Here is a 17,322-nt window from a genome sequence, read left to right on the forward strand (position 1 = left end):
TCAGCGCGTCCTCTCGTAGGCGGCCGCGCCCGCCGCGGTGATCCGGCCGTCCCTGAGGTCGGCCTCGACCAGCTCGGCCGGGCGCTCGGCCGGGTCGCCGTAACCGCCGCCGCCGCCCGCGCGCAGGCTGACGATCTCACCCGGCAGGGCCGAGCCCTGGCCCTTGGAGGGGAGCGCGGTCTCGGTGCCGTCCTCGTGGATCAGCGCCAGCGACGCGGGCATCCCCGGCCGGCCGCCGGTCAGCCCTTGCGGCGCGAACTCCGGCCGGGTCTGCTCGGCCTCCGACAGGAAGCCCAGCGGCTTGCTGGAGATGTTGCGGTAGTCGGCCCGGATGCCGAGCCCGCCCCGGTGACGGCCGGCGCCCCCCGAGTCGGGGATGAGCGCGTACCGCTCCACCCGCAGCTCGTAGGAGGACTCGATCACCTCGGCCGGGATCAGCTGGCAGTTGGCCATGTGCACGTCGAGGGCGTCGGCGCCGTCGTGGTCCACGCAGGCGCCCGCGCCGCCGGCGACGTTGGCCAGCAGGACCACGCCGTCTCCCGACTTGGGGGAGCGGGACTCGCAGATGAGCACCGGCCAGCCCACGAACCACTCCGCGGACGCGCGGTGCGGCGCCGCCGCGGCCAGCGCCCGGGTGACGATGGACGCCAGGCGCTGCGAGGCCAGGTGCCGGTCCCCGACCGCGGCGGGGAACTCGGGGTTGACCGCCGTGCCGCGGGGCGCGTGGAAGGAGACCGGATCCAGCGAGCCCTCGTTGAACGGCACGTCGGAGGGCATCAGGCACTTCACCGCATAGTGCACCACGGAGCGCAGGGTCGAGTCGGGGATGTTCATCCCGCCGCGCATCTGCGGGTCGGAGCCGGTGAAGTCGAAGTGGATCTCCTCGCCCGAGATCACCGCCTTGACCACCATCCTCACCGGGGCGTCGAGGTCGAGCCCGTCGTTGTCCAGGCAGCCCTCCGCCGTGTAGTCGCCGTCCGGAAGCTTGGCGATCTCCGCGCGGGTCCGCCGCACGGTGTAGGCGAACAGCTCCTCGAACGTGTCGAGCAGCAGGCCGGTGCCGAACTTCCCGGCCAGGCCCGCGAACCGGCCGGCGCCGGAGCGGGCCGCCGCGATCTGCGCCCGCAGGTCGCCGTGGTTCTGGGCCGGGTGACGGGTGTTGGCGGTGATGATGTCCAGCAGGCCCCGCTCGGGAACCCCCTTGACCTCCACCTTCAGCGCCGGGAGGAGCACGCCCTCCTCGTACGCCGACTCCGACCGGGCCGCGGCCGTGCCGGGGGTGCGCCCGCCCCAGTCGGCGTGGTGGGCGATGACGCCGGTGAACCCGACGAGCGTCGCGGCGGCGTCGAAGACCGGGACGAAGATGTTGATGTCGTTGGTCTGGCAGGCGCCCAGGTAGGGATGGTTGTTGATGAAGACGTCCCCGGGATGGATGTCCTCACCCCACTTGTCCAGGCAGGCGCGCAGCGCCGGTGCCATGGACGCGAGCAGGCTCGGGATGTCGAGCGCGGCGGCGAGCATCCGCCCCCGGGCGTCGAACAGCGCGCAGGAGTAGTCGCGCATGTCCTTGACCACCACGCTGAGCGCGGTGCGGCGCAGCGCGGTGCCCATCTCCTCGGCGATGGTCTCCAGCGCATGCCGGACGACCTCGGTGGTGATCGGGTCGGCGCCGTTCTCGCGCGGCGTCATCATGCCTCCTCGCCGGGCTTGTCGTAGGTGATGACCAGGTTGAGGTCGTCGTCGACCCGGAGCGTGGTGCCGGGAACGACCACCGTGGTGGCCTCCCGCTCCTCGACGATCGCCGGGCCGCGCAGCACGGTGCCCGGCGCCAGCGCGCCGCGCTCGTACACCGGGGTCCGCACCCGGCCGGGGCCCTTGAAGTAGACCTCGCGGTGGCGGGCGGGCTCGCCGCCCGCCTCGTCCGTACGGGCCGGGACGCCGGGGCCGTGGTCCAGGATCCCGTACGCCTCCAGGCCGACGGCCACCAGCTCCACCCGCTCCTCGGGGTTGCTGTGACCGAACTCGAACCGGTGCTGCTCGTGGAAGCGGTTGACCGCGTCCGCCAGCGCGCCGGCGTCGAGTTCCGGGGCGTCGATGAGCACCTCGACGTCGTTGTCCTGCCAGGCGTAGCGGAACCGGGCCAGCCGCACGTGGTCCACGCGCTTGACGCCGGTGCCGGCGAACCGCTCGGCGGCCGTCTCGACCATGCCCTGGTACAGGGCCTCGACGTCCTCCGCCGGCACGTCGCCGACGCCGGCGTCGACCACGCGGGCGAAGGTGTACTTGATGTCGGAGCCGGCCAGCCCGACCGCCGAGAACGTGCCGGGGCTCGGCGGGATCAGCACGCCGCCGACGTCCACCAGGGCGCCGACGCTGAGCGCGTGCATCGGCCCGGCGCCGCCGAACGGCAGCAGGTAGAAGTCGCGCGGGTCGTGGCCGCGGTTGACGCTGACCACGCGGACGCCGCGGGCCATGATCGCGTCGGCCACGTCGAGGATGCCGATGGCCGCGGTGTCGACGTCGACGCCGAGCGGGTCGGCCACGTGCGTCTTCACCGCCCGCCTGGCCGCCTCCACGTCCAGGGGCATCTCGCCGCCGAGGAACGCCGCCGGGTCGATCCGGCCCAGCACCAGGTGCGCGTCCGTGGTGGTGGGACGCGTCCCGCCCCGGCCGTAGCAGGCGGGGCCGGGCATCGCGCCGGCGCTCTCGGGCCCGACACGCAGCCCGCCGGCCTCGTCGACGCTCGCCAGGGAGCCGCCGCCCGAGCCGATGGTGTGGATGTCGAACTGGGGCACCAGCATGGGCCGCCCCTCGAACACGCTCTCCCGCTCGACCCTGGCCCGGCCCTCGTGGATCAGGCAGATGTCGGTGGAGGTGCCGCCCATGTCGAACGTGATCTGGTTCGGGTACGCCGACTGCCTGGCCACCTGGGTGGCGGCCAGGACCCCGGCGGCGGGCCCGGAGAGCACCATGCGGTGCGCGTTCGCGGCGGCCTCCTCCGCCTTCATCACGCCGCCGTTGGACTGCATGATGAAAGTGGGACAGGTGACCCCGGCCGGCTCCAGACCGCTCAGGATGCCGGACATGTAGCGGGCGACCAGGGGCCGCAGCGCGGCGCTCACCACGGTCGTGCAGGCGCGCGGATACTCCTTGATCTCCGGCGCGACCTCGCAGCCGACCGCCACGGAGAGCTCCGGCATCGCCTCCCTGAGCGCCGCGGCGAGCCGCCGCTCGTGCTCCTCGTTGCGGAACCCGAACAGGAAGGTGATGGCGCACGCCTCGACGTCCGCGGCCCGTACCTCCTCGACCAGGCGCGCGATCTCGGCGTCGGTCAGCGGGGTCACCACCTCGCCCAGCCGGTCCACGCGCTCGGTGGCCTCGAAGACGAGGGACCGGGGCACGTACGGGCGGGGCTTGGCGACCCGCAGGTCGAACAGGTCGCCGCGGAGCTGGGTGCCGATCTCCAGCACGTCGCGGAAGCCGCGGGTGACCACCAGCGCGGTGCGGGGCAGCTTGGACTCCAGCAGGGCGTTGGTCGCCACCGTGGAGCCGTGGCTGAAGGTGTCCAGCGCCGCGACGTCCACGCCGCGGGTGCGCCGGATCTGGGCGATGCCGTCGAGGATGCCGATCGAGGCGTCATGCGGCGTGCTCGGCACCTTCTCGACGACCCGGCGGCCGTCCTCGTGCAGGACGACGACGTCGGTGAAGGTGCCGCCGACGTCGATTCCCAGCCTGGCCATCGCTCACTTCCCTTCCGGCTTGACGTACAGGTACTGGCTGATCTCGGGGGTGTCGAGGTTGTCCTTCGTCGCCACGACGAAGTCGTAGAGCTTCTCGCCCTGCGGGCGGGTGCCGTCCTTGGTGTACGCGGTCAGCGCCTCGACCGCGTCCTTGCCCATGTCGTACGGCTTCTGCACGACCAGCGCGTCGACCAGGCCTTGGCGCAGCAGGTCGACCTGGTCGGGGGAGGCGTCCACGCCGACGACCTTGATGTCGCCGGTCTTGCCGGCCTGCTGCACCGCCTTGGCCGCGCCGATGGCGGCGTTGGTCCAGGAGGCGAAGACGGCCTTCAGGTCGGGCACCCTGGAGATCAGGGCCGAGGTCTTGGCGACGTTCTCGGAGATGTCGGCGCCGGCGTACTCCTCGCCGCTGTTCTCCAGGCCGGCGTGCTTCTTCAGCTGCTCCTGCCAGCCCTTGAGCCGGATGTCCACGCTCTGGATGCCCGGGATGTAGCCGACGTAGCCCACCTTCCCGGTGCCCGCGAGCAGCTCGTTCACGGTGTCGGCGGCCATCTCGCCGCTGACGACGCCGTCGGACTTGAAGGTCGCCAGCCGGGCGTCCTGGTCCTCCACGTCGGCGTCGACGGTGACGATCGGGATGCCCTGCTCGTTCACCTGCCGCATCGGGGCCGACATCGCCTTGGCGTCGAGGGCCGACATGATGATGCCGTCCGGCTTGGTGGCCGCGATCGACTGCAGCAACTGGGTCTGGGCGGCCACGTCGAGCGTGGTCGGAGCCTGCCAGGAGAATTCGACGCCGAGCTCCGCCGCCTTCTCCTCGGCGCCCTTGGCCAGCGTCAGGTAGTAGGGGTCGAACTGGTCGTTGAGCAGCATGACGACCCGCGGCTTGGCGCCCGCGCCGTCCGTGCCGCCCGCCTTCGCGGCGGTGTCCGGCGCCTCGGTGGCGCACGCGGCCAGGGTCAGCCCGGCCAGTGCCAGTACGGCGACCTTCTTGATATTCCGCAACATGATGGAGTTCCTCTCATTCGCCGGCTCTGGGCCAGGCAGGGGGGTTGAGCCGGGTGTTCAGGTGACGTTCATCGCCCGTCTGCGGTACTGGTCGACGAAGACGGCGAAGATGAGGACGCAGCCGACCGCGACGTTCTGCCAGAACGGCTGCAGGTTCATGATCACGAACCCGCTGGTGAGGGTCGCGGGGATGAAGGCGCCGACGACCGTGCCGGACATCTTGCCGCGGCCGCCCCACAGCGAGGTGCCGCCGATGATGACCGCGGTGATGCTCTGCAGCGCGATGTTCGCGTACCCGGAGACCGACGCGGTGGAGAAGCGCGAGATGTCGATCATCCCGACCAGCCCGGCCAGCAGGCCGACCATGCAGTAGATCGCCAGCAGGTGCCGGTCGACGTTGATGCCGGCCCTGCGGGCCGCCTCGGGGTTGGCGCCGATCGCGTACGTGCGCAGGCCGAACCGGGTACGGGCGAGCACGACCCACAGCAGGCCGGTGACCGCGGCGGCGGTCACGACCGGCCACGGGACGCCGAGCAGGGTGCCCATGCCGAAGGCGTCGGTGAGCGCCTGCGGCACCCCGCTGACGTTCATGCCGCCGGTCCAGACCTGGGCCAGGCCGAGGATGATCGTGCTGGTCGCCAGCGTCACGATGAAGGACGGGATCTTCGACTTCACCACCAGCATGCCGTTGACCAGGCCCCAGGCCGCGCCGGTGACGACCCCCGCCCCGACGCCGGCCAGGATCGGCAGCCACAGCTCCGCGCCGCCCTGGGCGGTGCTGGCCAGGCCCGAGGTCAGGCCCAGCATCAGCTTGGCGGCCAGGACCGAGGAGAAGACCACCACCGCGCCGACCGACAGGTCGAGCCCGGCCGCGATGAGCAGGAAGGTGACGCCGGCCGAGAGGATCAGCAGCTGGGACCCGGCCAGCGCGATGCTGGTCAGGTTGTAGTTCGAGAAGAACGTCCCGGACGGGGTGACCACCGTGAAGAACACGATGATCGCGACCAGCAGTCCGAAGATCGTCAGGTTGGAGAAGCGCTGGCTGGCCAGCAGCCGCGCGGTGAGCGAAGGCCCCGCTTCGACGCCGGGGCGCGTGATCGTGCTCATGTCGTCGGTCCACCCGCTGGAATTCCCGCGCCGGTCATGGCGGCGATGAGGTCGTTGGTCGACAGGGCCGAGATCTCCTCGGTCAGCACGGTCTGGCCCAGGCGCAGCACCGTGACCCGGTCGGCGACCCTGAAGACGTCCGGCATGCTGTGCGAGATGAGCAGCACCGACAGGCCCCGCTCGTCGCGCAGCTGCTCGACGAGCTTGAGCACGAACTCGGTCTGGGAGACGCCGAGCGCCGCGGTGGGCTCGTCGAGCATGATGAGGGCGCTGCCCCACAGCGAGGCGCGGGCCACCGCGACCGCCTGCTTCTGGCCGCCGGACAGCGAGCCGACCTCCGAGGCCAGCGACTGCAGCTTGGCGCCCAGCGTCGACAGCTGCCGCTCGGCCGACCGGTTCATGGCGGCGCGGTCGACGAAGCCCAGCCGGCCCAGCAGCCCCGGCTTGAGCACCTCGCGGCCCAGGTACAGGTTCTCGCCGGCGGTCAGGGTCGGCGCGAGCGCCAGGTCCTGGTAGACCGTCTCGATCCCGGCCGCCTGCGCGTCGGCGGGCCTGGCGAAGGTCACCGGGCGGCCGTCGACCGCGATGGTGCCGGAGTCGGGCGACACCGCGCCGGCGATGATCTTCATAAGGGTGGACTTGCCGGCGCCGTTGTCGCCCACCAGGGCGTGCACCTCGCGGGGCCGAACCTGGAGATCGACGCCGCGCAGCGCCTGCACGTGGCCGTAGCTCTTGGTGACGCCGGCCACGTCCAGGACAGGTGGGGGTGCGGTCATCTGGCCGCCTCCTTCCGGGAGTCGCTGATGGCGGTGGGATGGCCGAAAGCACCGAAGTGCTCGCAGACCGCGGCGGCGTACGCGGCCGCCCGCGCGGTCGCGTCCGGCAGAGCGAGCCCGTCGGACAGGCCGCACATGAGCGCGGCGAAGTAGGCGTCGCCCGCGCCCAGCGTGTCGACCGCACGGGCCGGCACGGCGGGCTGGACGACCAGCTCGCCCCGCCGCCAGACGATCGACCCGCGGGTGCCGCGGGTCACCACGACCGTGTCCGGCCCCAGGCCGCGGACCTCCTCGACGAGGCCGAGACACTCGGCTTCGGTGTCGTCGGCCCGGGAGAACATCGCAGCCGTCACGAACGGCAGGACCGGGGCCGCGACGTCGAGGCCCTGGTACGAGAAGTCGTAGGCGACGGCGGTGACCGCGTGCATCTTCGGCACCTCGGAGACCGTGAAGCTGCTGTGCCCGGTGTGGACCCAGTCGCAGCCGGACAGGTAGGCGAGATCCCGGTCGTCGAGCTCGATGCGGGTCACCGGCGGTTGGAACGTTCCGAAGAAGCGGTTGCCCTCGTCGTCGAGCGTGACGTCGGCGAAGGAGTTGGGCTCCGCCCGGTGCCGCACCCGCGTGACGTCGACGTCCTCGGCCAGCAGCGCCTTGAGCACGTGCGCCGCCGCCTCGTCGTCACCGAGGACGCCGAGGTAGCCGGCGGTCGCGCCCAGGCGCCGGGAGTGCACCGCCACGTTGGCCGCGCTGCCTCCCGGATACATCAGACCGGCGTGGAGATAACGATCGACGACGTTGTCCCCCACGCCGCACATGCGTGTCGTCATCGGGCTCAGTACTCGACCTTGTGCATGTATCGGCGGATGTCGAGATCGTGACCGGTCAGCGGCTCGAAGTGGTACGCGATGCGGGAGGCCACCGACGCCATGGCGATGTGGGCCACCTTGCCGCGGACCGCCGGGTCGATCCCGGGGAGGGTCAGCTTCGCCGGGTCCACGACGTAGTGCTCGCGGCCGTACCGGGAGAGGAAGGCGTTGACCCGCTCCGAGATCGGCCGCGTCTCGTCCTCGCTCATGAGGTGGATGACCCGCGTGCTGCGCGGGTCCACGATCTCGAACGGGCCGTGGAAGAAGTCGGCGCTGTTGAGGTGGGTGGACTTCTGCCGCTGCATCTCGACCAGGTAGCAGACCGACAGCATGTACGCCAGGCCCAGCAGCCGGCCGGTGCCCAGCACGAAGATGTTGTCGGCGTCGTAGAGCCGCGCCACGGCTTCGGCGGTGGCCCGCTCGGTCTCGTCCACGGCAGCGGCGGTGGCGTCGGGGATGAGGTCGAGGGCCGTTCGCACCTCGTCCACCCCGTCCTTGAGGCCGTGGGCCTCCAGCAGGGAGCAGGACATCTCTTCCAGGAGCTCGTACTTGCCGCCGGTGGCGGTGCTCTCGCTGCCGTAGACGAGGCTGAACTCGGCGGCCCGCGCCAGCTCGTTGTCGGCGTCCCTGGCCACGCTCACGACCAGCGCGCCGGCCTTGGCGGCGGCCTGGGCCGCGGCGACGGTCTCGGGCGTGCCGCCCGAGTGCGAGGAGGCGATCACCAGCGTGCGCCGCCCGGTGCGGCCGAGGTGGGTGAGCGGGAACTCGCCGGCGTTGACGTTCTGCACGCCGAACCCGGTGGCCTTGGCGCCGAGCGACATGGTGGCGGCGACCGACGACGCCCATGACCCGCCGACTCCGGCGAAGAGCACGGTGTCGACGTCACGGCGCACCGCCTCGGCGGCGATCTCCTGAGTGAGCGCGCGCTGGCCCACGGTGGTGCGCAGAGTCGACGCGATGTCCGACGCGATGGGGCGCAGGGGCAGGGCAGGGGAAGGCATACCTATCCTTGAGCTGGTTGTTTTGTCCTAGTTCGACCTTGCGAGAACGTTCCCGCGTTGACGTCAACGCTGCCACCCCCAGGTCAGCGTCGGCCAGAGAAATTCAATAACGTTTGGGTAACCGTCTTGACGTGAGCGGTGTCACTCGTTCAAGGCGGGAGCGGAATCGCCCGTACCGTCAGCGCGTGCCGACCGGGCCAGCCTCATCAACTTGACCAAGGCGACCACGCCGATGGAGGCCCACACCAGGTTCAGCCCCGCCGAGGGCCAGGCGTCGTTGTAGGCGCTGTTGACCATGAGGCCGACCGCGCCGCCCAGGTTGATGAGCTGATAGAGGAGCCCGTCGCCGTGCACCCGGGCGGACGAGACCAGGGCGTAACCGGTCAGGAGCAGGGCGGCGCCGAGCCAGCCGATGGCCTCAAGGAGAAGATCCATCAGGACATTCTGCGGATCCGCCGAGCTGAAGGGCAATCAACGGAAATCGCGGACACGCGTAAGGTCGGCTTCATGGACATCGACCCCCGGCGGTTACGCGTGCTGCGCGAGGTCCACCTGCGCGGCGGCGTCATGCGGGCCGCGGAGGCGCTGCATCTGACCCCCTCGGCGGTCTCCCAGCAGCTCGTGCAGCTGGAGCGGGAGGTCGGGCTGGCGCTCGTCGACCGCTCGCAGCGCCGCGTCTCGCTCACCCCCGCCGGGCGGGTCCTCGCCGGATACGCGGAGCGGGTCGAGGAGGAGCTGGCCGAGGCCAGGCGGGAGCTGACCCGCTTCACCGAGCGGCTGGCCGGGCCGGTGCGCATCGCCGCGTTCCCCACGGTGATCCAGCACATCCTGGTGCCGGCCCTGCGCGACCTCGCCGCCCGCCACCCGAGGATCGAGCCCGCCATCCACGAGGTGTTCGGGCCGCCAGCGCTGCAGGAGCTGCGGCTGGGGGAGGCGGACGTGCTCATCACCGAGCAGGACATGAGCCGGCCCGTGCTCGCCCAGCCCTCGCTGGCCACGCGCGCCCTGTTCGTCGACGAATATCGCGTCGTGGTGCCGCCTGACTGGCCGGAGCCGCCCCAGCATGTCTCCGAGCTGGCGGACGTGCCGTGGGTGGCGAGCGAGCCGCACCTCGCCTGTGGGCAGGCGCTCGACCGGCTGGCCGGGCTGCACGGGTTCGAGCCGCGCAAGCTGCACGTCATCACCGATTTCGCGCCGACCCTGGCGCTGGTGGCCGCCGGGCGCGGGGTGGCGATCGTGCCCACGCTGGCGCTGCTGGACGTGCGGGAGGGCGAGGTGCTGGTCAGCGACATCCGCGACGTGGGCGCCCGCCGGATCGACGCCGTCACGCGGGTGAGCCGGACCCGTTCGGGCGAACCCGACCCGGTGCAGGCCGTGGTCATCGCCGCCATCGAGCGCGCCACCGCCGAGCTGGAATCCTCGCTCAGCGCCCGCCTCGGCCAGCCCCGCGACGAGGTCCCCGGCTGACCACCGCGGAGCGGCGAGATGCCGCTCGCTGTCAGTCGGAGACGCGGGGGCCGCTCATCTTGTCGAGCAGGCGGGCCAGCCGCTCGCGTAGCCCGGGTCGTTGCGGGATCTCGCCCGCGGCGATGCTCACCAGGTGCTGGGCGCCGTCGAAGCTGACCGGCGCGTGCTCGGGGACGGCGATCGCGTCGTGCGCCAGCCCGGCCAGCTCAGCGTCGCCGCTCTCCAGGGCCAGGATGGTGGCGCCGACGCGGCGGGCGTCGTCGACCCGCTCCAGGAGCGGGGCCGGCGCCTGCTGCCCGGCCACCACGAACAGCGTCTCGCCGCGCGCCGTACGCTCGATCCGCTCCAGCCCCACCCGGAGGTGGGCGGGGGCGCCGGCGGGCGGTGACCAGCGGACCAGGGTGGGCGCGAGCTGCGGCAGGCTGGACAGGCGGGCCTCGTCGGTGAGGTGCGCGGTCAGGTGCCAGGGCTCGTCGCCGGGCGTGCCCACCAGCAGCAGCCCACCGGGGGAGCGGGTGGTGCGCAGCGCCCGGCCCAGCTCGCGGGTGCGCTCTACCCAGCCCGTTTCCGCGAGGACTTCCCGCAGGTGTGCGACCGCCCCTGAATCCATATCCCCATCGTGCCTGACAGGTGCGTCCGGGGTGAGAGGTTTCGCGGTGACCTTCTCCCGGCCTTGTACAGCCGGTGGCGTCCGCCGCGCCGGGGGCGTGTGTGGGCGCTGATGGCGTGCTGGCATGATGCGTCGTATGACTGACGTGAGCGGGCTGAGCATCGGCATTCTGGGCGGCACCGGTGACCAGGGGAAGGGGTTGGCGCGGCGGTTCGCGCTGGCCGGGCTCAAGGTGGTGATCGGGTCGCGGCGCGCCGAGCGGGCGCGGGAGGCGGCCGAGTCCATCGGGGCCGGAGCCACCGGGGCGGAGAACGCCGTCGTGGCCGCCGAGTGCGACCTCGTGATCGTGGCGGTGCCGTACGACGGGCACAAGGCGCTGCTGGAGTCGCTGGCCACTCAGCTCGCCGGGAAGATCGTGGTCGACTGCGTGAACCCGCTGGGCTTCGACAAGCAGGGCGCCTACGCGCTGCCCGTCGAGGAGGGCAGCGCGGCCCAGCAGGCGGCGGCGGTGCTTCCCGAGAGCCGGGTGGTGGCGGCGTTCCACCATGTGTCGGCCGTCGTGCTGATGGACCCGGCGGTGGAGAAGGTGGACCTCGACGTGCTGGTGCTGGGCGACGACCGGGAGGCGACCGACACCGTGCAGGCGCTGGCCGACCTGATCCCCGGTGTGCGCGGCGTCTACGGCGGGCGGCTGCGCAACGCCTTCCAGGTGGAGGCGCTGACCGCGAACATCATCTCGGTCAACCGCCGCTACAAGGCCCACGCCGGCATCCGCGTCACCGACATCTGACGACCTCCTCCGTACGACCGCGCCTCGGCTCGCGACCGTGAGCCGAGGCAACCGGTATCCGCCCTGAGGGACGCGCACGTCGTCGCGGACGTGGACAGATCCGGCAGCGCCGGACCAAGCGGCCGTCCAGGAGCTCACGAAGCGGAGGCACAGGTGAAGCGCGCCAACCGGCCCTGGCCCAGTGACCTCGCCCGGAGACACACGTGACGCGCGCTGACCGGCTTCGGCCCAGTGACCTTGCCCGGGAGCACGGGCTGTCCGCGCAGGCCGTGCGCAACTACGAGGATGACGGGATCCTGCCCCCGGCCCCGCGCGGTGACCAGGGGTACCGCCGCTACACGCCGGTCCACGCTCAGGCCCTGCGGGCCTTCCTGGCGCTCCGGCCGGGGTTCGGGCACCAGGGCGCGGCCGCGATCCTGCGGGCCGCCAACGCGGGCGACGAGGAGGCCGTCTTCCGACTCCTCGACCAGGGCCACGCCGAGATCCTGCGCGACCGGGCCACGCTGGACGAGGTGACCGCCGCCCTCACCGAGCTCGCTCCGGCGGGCGACGAGCCGGTACGCGGGGCGCCGTCCGTCGGCGCCCTCGCCCGCCGGCTCGGCATCCACCCGGCCACGCTCCGCAAGTGGGAGAAGGCCGGGATCCTCCACGCCGAACGCGACCCGGTGACCGGCTACCGCCGCTACCCGCCCGCCGCGGTACGCGACGCGCACCTGGCCCGCCAGCTCCGGCGCGGCGGCTACCCGCTGCGTCAGATCGCCGGGGCGATCGCGAACGTCCGGGAAGCCGGCGGGATCGGCCCGCTGGAGGAAGCGCTGAGCACCTGGCGCTCCCGCCTCCGGCGGCGCGGCCGGGCGATGCTCGACGGCACGGCCGAACTCGCCGCCTACCTCCGCCTGCGCGGCCTCTGACCCGGCTGGACAGGTCCTTTCGCAGCCGGTTCCGCATGAGACGCGGCCAATTTCCTGAATCCTCGGCCTATTTCATTCGGCCGGCGTTCATGGAAATGCGACACGGCGCCGGCAACGTTGTGCGCGCTTTGTGGCGGACTATATGCTCGGCGATCGTGAAACGACCTGCAACTGGTATTCGGAGGCGGTAGTGGGATCTCTGCAGAGAAATCTGATTCGGCTCGCCATGGTCGTGGCAATGACCGCTTCCGGCATGATGACGGCCGGATCCGGTATGTCGGCGGCCGACCCGGAACCCCAAGCGCCTTCTGAGCTGTCGCGCCTGCTGGGCGCCGACCTGGGCACGGTGTTGCACATGGTCCCCGGCGTCTTCTGCGGCAACCGGCTGGTCAACTACAACTCGCCCTCCTCCAATTCTCCCACGAAATGCGTCAACGGCGCAGAAAACAGCGGTAACTCCACCAACAGTGGGAATTATTACAGCGAGGGGGATCCCATCAACAGCGGCAACTTCTCGAACGTGAACGGCTCCACAGCGAGCAACAACGCGACCAACAGCGGGAACACGGCCAACGGATCCCAGTCTCTCGTGCGGTGACCCGGCGGCGATAAGAGCGGGAAACATTGGAGTGTGAATGCATATGACTGGTCTTGCCATCGCCGGTATCGGGCTGGCGTTGCTCGCGGCGGGGACGCCCGCCTCTCCCGCCGAGCCGGCGCTCCGGCAGAATTTCGCGATGCCCAGCGTGGCGGAGGCGGCCCACCCCCTGGACAGAGGCAATTCCCGAAACAGGGGAAACTACTGGAACAAGGGAAAGTCCATCAACAGCGGCAACTTCACCAACGTGATCCGGTCCTACGGATCCGACAACTCCTACAACGGCAGCGGCAACAACGTCAACGGTTCGCAGCACCTCATCGTGCGATCGAACAAGAGATAGCGGGCCGCGTCAGAGCCAACCGGCGTCTTCCGCGATGCGAATGGCGTCGATCTTGTTGCGGGCGCCCGTCTTGGTGATCGCGCCCGTCAGGTAGTTGCGCACCGTGCCGGGCGACAGGTGCAGGCGGGAGGCGATCTCCTCCGCCGAGGCGCCCCGGGCGGCCTCCCTGAGCACGGTCGACTCGCGCGGCGTCAGCGGGCTCTCGCCGTACTCCATCGCCGCCGACACCAGCTCGGGATCGAGCACCCGCAGCCCCGCCGCGGTGCGCCGGATGGCGTCGGCGAGCCGGTGGCCGGGCGCGTCCTTGACCAGGAACGCCCCGATCCCGGCCGCCAGCGCGCGGCGCACCTGGCCAGGCTGCCCGAGAGCGGTCAGCACGAGGATCCGGCACTCCGGGAGCCGCTCGCGCAGCTCGGCGGCGGCGGTGATGCCGTCGACGACCGGCAGGTCGATGTCCACGATCGCCACGTCGGGGCGGTGTTCCAGGGCGGTGGGCACGATCTCGTCGCCGCGCGTCACCTCGGCGACCACGTCGATGTCGGACTCCAGGCGCAGCAGCGCGGTGAGCGCGGCCCGGATCATGTGCATGTCCTCGGCCAGCATCACCCTGATGGCCGTCATGCCGGGACCTCCATCGCCAGCAGGAAGCCGCCCGTCTCGCCGCGCGCCGCGGTGAGGGTGCCGCCCGCCTGGGCGGCCCGCTCAGCCAGCCCGGTCAGCCCGCCCCCGAGGACGACAGGAGCGTCCGGGACGCCGTCGTCGGCCACCTCCAGGCGCACCCGCCCGTCACGGGCCGACGTGGTGATCGTGCAGGTGGTGGCGTGGCTGTGGCGCAGGATGTTGGTGACCGCCTCCCGCACGGCCCAGGCCAGCGCCTCGTCCGACCGCTTCGGCGGCGTCACGTCCGCCAGGTGGGCCTGGCAGCGCACCCCCGACGACTCCAGCAGCGCCACCGCCCGGTCCGTCTCGCCCGCCAGCGACAGCTCGCGGTAGCCGCGCGCCACCTGCCGCACGTCCTGCGCCGCCTCCCTGGCCACCTGGACCAGCTCCGTCACCTCGCCCCGCGCCGACGCGGGGTCGCGGTCGAGCAGCCGGGAGGCCAGGTCGCCCTTGAGCGCGATGGCGGTGAGGCTGCGGCCCAGCCCGTCGTGCAGGTCGCGGGAGATGCGCAGTCGCTCCTTCAGCACCGCCGCCTCGGCCAGCTCCGCCCTGGCCTCCTCCAGGTCGGCGGCGAGCCTGGCCAGCCGCACCAGCGTGTAGATCATGGCCCCGGTGATGGGCACGGCGAGGGTGAAGAAGAAGGACACGATGGCGAAGGGCAGGCCGAGCCAGGTCGCGGTCGCCCCGTACAGCGTCATCACCGCGACGAGCGGCCCGCCCCAGCGCAGCGGCAGGAGCACCAGCACGCTTCCCGCCAGCATCGGCGCCGCCACCGACGAGTAGCCGGACGGCAGCAGGAAGTCGGGCACGTAGGTGACCAGCGCCTGCAGCACCAGCGTGAGCGGGAACAGGGCAGGCCGCCCGCCGCGCAGCCCCGCCCGCATGTTCACGTAGTGCAGGGCCACGACCGTCAGCATCATCGCCGTCGCCATGAGCCCCAGCAGCGCGCCGAACTGGTAGTAGAGCAGCCCGAGCAGCGTGTAGGCGATGGCGACGCCGGTCAGCAGGCCGCTCGCCATGCGCCGGGCGGAGGTGGAGGTCACGACGTCAGATTATGAGCGCCTCGGCTCCCACCGGAACCAGAGCCTCAGGCTCACGACCCCGATCACGGTCCACGCCGCCAGGTTCAGCGCGGGCGCCAGCACCTCGCCGTGGCGCACCGCGGCGACCACGGCGGCGGTCGGCAGCAGGTCGAGCGCCGTCTGGACGAGGGACGGCAGCGGGATCGGCCCCATCGCCCCCGCGCCCACCCCGGCCAGCAGGAACACCGGCATGGCGAACGCGGCCGACAGCTCGGCCCGCGGGATCGCGGCCGTGTACGCGGCGGCCAGCAGCGCCATCACCGCCGAACCCGCCACGACGGCCGCGGCGAACAACAGCGGGTCGCCCGGCAGCGGCACGCCCGCCAGGACCCGCACCGCCACCGCCGACAGCGCGACGATGACCACGGTCTGGGTCACGACGCTGGCGATCTGCCCGCCCAGGATCTGCCCGTCGGTCAGCTCGGTCGTACGCAGCCGCTTGAGCACGAGCTGGTCACGGCGCATGGTGAGGGCGACGACCATGGTCATGAACGTGGTGGTCGCCAGGACGATCGCGATCATGCCGTGGAAGAGATGGGCGACGTCGGCTGCGCCCGCGCTGGTGACGTTCCGCATCAGGACCGGCAGCCCGATGGCCAGGCCCACGGGCGTGACGACCGAGCCGAAGAGCATGCCCCGGTCCTTCCAGAACAGGCGGGTGCCGAGCCGGTAGGTCGCGGCGAGACTCATCGTGCGCTCCTGGGCAGGTCGAGGAAGAGGTCTTCGAGGGTGGCGGTGCGGACCTCCAGGCCCGCCAGCCGCAGGCCGCGCCCGGCGGCCCAGGTCAGCAGCGTCTGGGCGGCCAGGTCGGGGTCGTTGGCGCGGCACACGGCCAGCTCGCCGTCGAGCGAGACCGGCAGCGGCAGGTCATCGGGCCGCACACCGGCGGGCAGCCGGAACGCCACCCGGCCGCGCAGCCTGGCCAGCGTCTCGGCCATGCCGCCCGCGGCCACGACCGCGCCCTCGTCCATGATCGCCATGGCGGCGGCCAGCCGCTGCGCCTCCTCCAGGTAGTGGGTGGTCAGCAGGACCGTGGTGCCCTGCCGGGCCAGCTCGCGCACCACCTCCCAGGTGTCCACGCGCGCCCGCGGGTCCATGCCGGCGGTCGGCTCGTCGAGGAACAGCACGTCGGGCCGGCCCAGCAGGGCCAGCGCCAGGTCGAGCCGCCGTTTCTCCCCGCCGGACAGCTGGCGCACCCTGGTCGCCGCCTTCTCCTTCAGCCCGGCCAGCTCCAGCGCCTCCTCGCGGGGACGCGGCGCGGAGGTGAAGTCGCGCCAGGTGTCGACGGTCTGCGCCACGGTCAGGTCGGGGAAGAACCCCGCCTCCTGCAACATGACGCCGGTGCGCTGCCGTACCGCCGCCCGGTCGGCCACCGGGTCGAGGCCGAGCACCCGCACCGAGCCGCCGTCAGGCCGCAGGAACCCGGCCAGCACCTCCACGGTCGTGGTCTTGCCCGCGCCGTTCCTGCCGAGCAGGGCGAAGATCTGACCGGCGGGCACCTCGAACGAGACGCCCTTCACCGCCTCGAAGGCGCCGTAGCGCTTGACGAGCTCGTTCACCAGGATCGCTGTCATGCCTGCGACTCTTCCCGGCCGGGGCGCGCGGCGGCAGTGAGGAATTCACGACCTGCGGGAGAGCTTGAGCAGCGCGTCGGTCACCGCCTCCGGGTCGACGACCGGGTGGAGGTGGCGGCCGGGGACGCGGAGCACGGGCCAGCCGCGCCGCCGCGCCTGCTCCGCCACCGTGTCGTACGGCGGCCCGAACCACAGGAAGGAGCAGCGCACGGCGTCCCACCCGGCGGGCACCGGCACCGGGTCGGTGTAGAAGCCGAGCGGCAGCCGCGGCTGCTCGGCGACCACCCGGTCGCGCACGGCCGGGTCCGCGGGGAACATGGGCGCCACGTCCTCCTCGCTCCACCAGTCGGTCCAGCGCGGCAGCACGCCGTCATCCCCGGCCAGCTCGCGCAGGAACGGCAGGAAGTCGTCCTGCCCCGGCCTGACCAGCCCGCGCTCGGGCGGCAGGTGGGCGTCGGCGAACACGCACGCCACCACCCGGTCGCCCAGCCCTTCCTTGATCACCGGCACGAACAGCCCGGCGTTGCTGTGGGCCGCCAGCACGATCCGGCCCCCGGCGGGCGTCGCGGCGCGCACCGCCTCCACGATCCGCGGCCAGTGCGGCGGGCCGCCCCCGGTGACTCCGGTCAGATCGGGCACCACCGCCTGATGGCCCCGGCGCTCCAGCGCCTGGGCCACCGGCGCCCACGTGGACGGGCCCACGCTGGGGCTGTGTACGAGCACGAAGGTCATGCTGCACACCTTGCCGTACGCGCGCGCCCGCCCGCCGCGGTGTCAGCTCCTGGCGGA

19 protein-coding genes are annotated in these 17,322 nt (G+C 72.2%); 5 read left to right on the forward strand and 14 right to left on the reverse strand.

Annotated features, from left to right (window positions below):
- From ACZ6YG_RS04420 to ACZ6YG_RS04455, 8 genes are all read right to left on the reverse strand, one after another.
- Positions 1–1,692: a hydantoinase B/oxoprolinase family protein gene (locus tag ACZ6YG_RS04420; protein ID WP_364226842.1), complete on the reverse strand. Its 1,692-nt coding sequence runs from the start codon at positions 1,690–1,692 to the stop codon at positions 1–3.
- Complete coding sequence (locus ACZ6YG_RS04425) at positions 1,689–3,740, reverse strand: hydantoinase/oxoprolinase family protein (protein ID WP_466017198.1); 2,052 nt, start codon at positions 3,738–3,740, stop codon at positions 1,689–1,691. Before ACZ6YG_RS04425 ends, ACZ6YG_RS04420 begins: the two co-directional genes overlap by 4 nt.
- A 3-nt stretch (positions 3,741–3,743) precedes the next feature.
- Positions 3,744–4,748 (reverse strand): substrate-binding domain-containing protein, encoded by a 1,005-nt coding sequence (locus ACZ6YG_RS04430; RefSeq protein ID WP_148032893.1) that lies wholly within the window; start codon positions 4,746–4,748, stop codon positions 3,744–3,746.
- A gap of 57 nt (positions 4,749–4,805) precedes the next feature.
- Complete coding sequence (locus ACZ6YG_RS04435) at positions 4,806–5,855, reverse strand: ABC transporter permease (RefSeq protein ID WP_466017199.1); 1,050 nt, start codon at positions 5,853–5,855, stop codon at positions 4,806–4,808.
- Positions 5,852–6,631 (reverse strand): ATP-binding cassette domain-containing protein, encoded by a 780-nt coding sequence (locus tag ACZ6YG_RS04440; protein ID WP_148032891.1) that lies wholly within the window; start codon positions 6,629–6,631, stop codon positions 5,852–5,854. The genes ACZ6YG_RS04435 and ACZ6YG_RS04440 overlap by 4 nt, the downstream gene beginning before the upstream one ends.
- Positions 6,628–7,458 (reverse strand): PfkB family carbohydrate kinase, encoded by an 831-nt coding sequence (locus ACZ6YG_RS04445; RefSeq protein ID WP_148032890.1) that lies wholly within the window; start codon positions 7,456–7,458, stop codon positions 6,628–6,630. Before ACZ6YG_RS04445 ends, ACZ6YG_RS04440 begins: the two co-directional genes overlap by 4 nt.
- 5 nt (positions 7,459–7,463) lie before the next feature.
- Positions 7,464–8,498, reverse strand: coding sequence for an SIS domain-containing protein (locus tag ACZ6YG_RS04450; RefSeq protein WP_466017200.1), 1,035 nt, complete (start codon positions 8,496–8,498; stop codon positions 7,464–7,466).
- A 141-nt stretch (positions 8,499–8,639) separates the two neighbouring features.
- On the reverse strand, positions 8,640–8,933 hold the full coding sequence (locus tag ACZ6YG_RS04455) for a CBU_0592 family membrane protein (RefSeq protein ID WP_148032888.1): 294 nt from the start codon (positions 8,931–8,933) through the stop codon (positions 8,640–8,642).
- Between the two features lie 72 nt (positions 8,934–9,005).
- On the opposite strand from ACZ6YG_RS04455, the gene ACZ6YG_RS04460 reads away from it, so the two are divergent.
- Positions 9,006–9,965 carry a LysR family transcriptional regulator gene (locus tag ACZ6YG_RS04460; RefSeq protein ID WP_466017201.1) on the forward strand — a complete coding sequence of 320 codons (960 nt, stop codon included), beginning with the start codon at positions 9,006–9,008 and terminating at the stop codon, positions 9,963–9,965.
- A 31-nt stretch (positions 9,966–9,996) separates the two neighbouring features.
- Here the strand turns inward: ACZ6YG_RS04460 and ACZ6YG_RS04465 are convergent, their stop codons facing one another.
- The gene (locus ACZ6YG_RS04465; protein ID WP_466017202.1) at positions 9,997–10,575 is read right to left on the reverse strand and encodes a hypothetical protein; all 579 of its coding nucleotides are present in this window, start codon (positions 10,573–10,575) and stop codon (positions 9,997–9,999) included.
- A 136-nt stretch (positions 10,576–10,711) separates the two neighbouring features.
- Between ACZ6YG_RS04465 and npdG the strand changes: the two genes are divergently transcribed.
- The 4 genes from npdG (at position 10,712) to ACZ6YG_RS04485 (ending at position 13,217) form a co-directional block, all read left to right on the forward strand.
- The gene (gene npdG, locus ACZ6YG_RS04470; protein ID WP_148032885.1) at positions 10,712–11,365 is read left to right on the forward strand and encodes an NADPH-dependent F420 reductase; all 654 of its coding nucleotides are present in this window, start codon (positions 10,712–10,714) and stop codon (positions 11,363–11,365) included.
- Between the two features lie 203 nt (positions 11,366–11,568).
- Positions 11,569–12,276, forward strand: a complete 708-nt coding sequence (locus ACZ6YG_RS04475; RefSeq protein ID WP_271276334.1) for a MerR family transcriptional regulator — start codon at positions 11,569–11,571, stop codon at positions 12,274–12,276.
- Between the two features lie 142 nt (positions 12,277–12,418).
- Positions 12,419–12,874: a hypothetical protein gene (locus ACZ6YG_RS04480; RefSeq protein WP_397197222.1), complete on the forward strand. Its 456-nt coding sequence runs from the start codon at positions 12,419–12,421 to the stop codon at positions 12,872–12,874.
- A 43-nt stretch (positions 12,875–12,917) separates the two neighbouring features.
- Positions 12,918–13,217 (forward strand): hypothetical protein, encoded by a 300-nt coding sequence (locus ACZ6YG_RS04485; RefSeq protein WP_397197221.1) that lies wholly within the window; start codon positions 12,918–12,920, stop codon positions 13,215–13,217.
- Positions 13,218–13,226: 9 nt separating this feature from the next.
- Here the strand turns inward: ACZ6YG_RS04485 and ACZ6YG_RS04490 are convergent, their stop codons facing one another.
- Genes ACZ6YG_RS04490 through ACZ6YG_RS04510 form a run of 5 tightly spaced genes read right to left on the reverse strand, consistent with a single transcriptional unit; the run spans position 13,227 to position 17,265 of the window.
- Complete coding sequence (locus tag ACZ6YG_RS04490) at positions 13,227–13,838, reverse strand: response regulator transcription factor (RefSeq protein WP_466017203.1); 612 nt, start codon at positions 13,836–13,838, stop codon at positions 13,227–13,229.
- The gene (locus ACZ6YG_RS04495) at positions 13,835–14,920 is read right to left on the reverse strand and encodes a sensor histidine kinase (protein WP_148032881.1); all 1,086 of its coding nucleotides are present in this window, start codon (positions 14,918–14,920) and stop codon (positions 13,835–13,837) included. Before ACZ6YG_RS04495 ends, ACZ6YG_RS04490 begins: the two co-directional genes overlap by 4 nt.
- Before the next feature lie 9 nt (positions 14,921–14,929).
- Positions 14,930–15,649, reverse strand: coding sequence for an ABC transporter permease (locus ACZ6YG_RS04500; protein WP_466017204.1), 720 nt, complete (start codon positions 15,647–15,649; stop codon positions 14,930–14,932).
- Entirely contained in the window at positions 15,646–16,533 is an 888-nt protein-coding gene (locus ACZ6YG_RS04505; RefSeq protein WP_466017205.1) for an ABC transporter ATP-binding protein, read from the reverse strand. The genes ACZ6YG_RS04500 and ACZ6YG_RS04505 overlap by 4 nt, the downstream gene beginning before the upstream one ends.
- Before the next feature lie 45 nt (positions 16,534–16,578).
- Positions 16,579–17,265, reverse strand: coding sequence for an alpha/beta hydrolase (locus tag ACZ6YG_RS04510; RefSeq protein ID WP_148032878.1), 687 nt, complete (start codon positions 17,263–17,265; stop codon positions 16,579–16,581).
- Positions 17,266–17,322: the final 57 nt, after the last annotated feature.

Source organism: Nonomuraea sp. NPDC054003 (assembly GCF_055585125.1).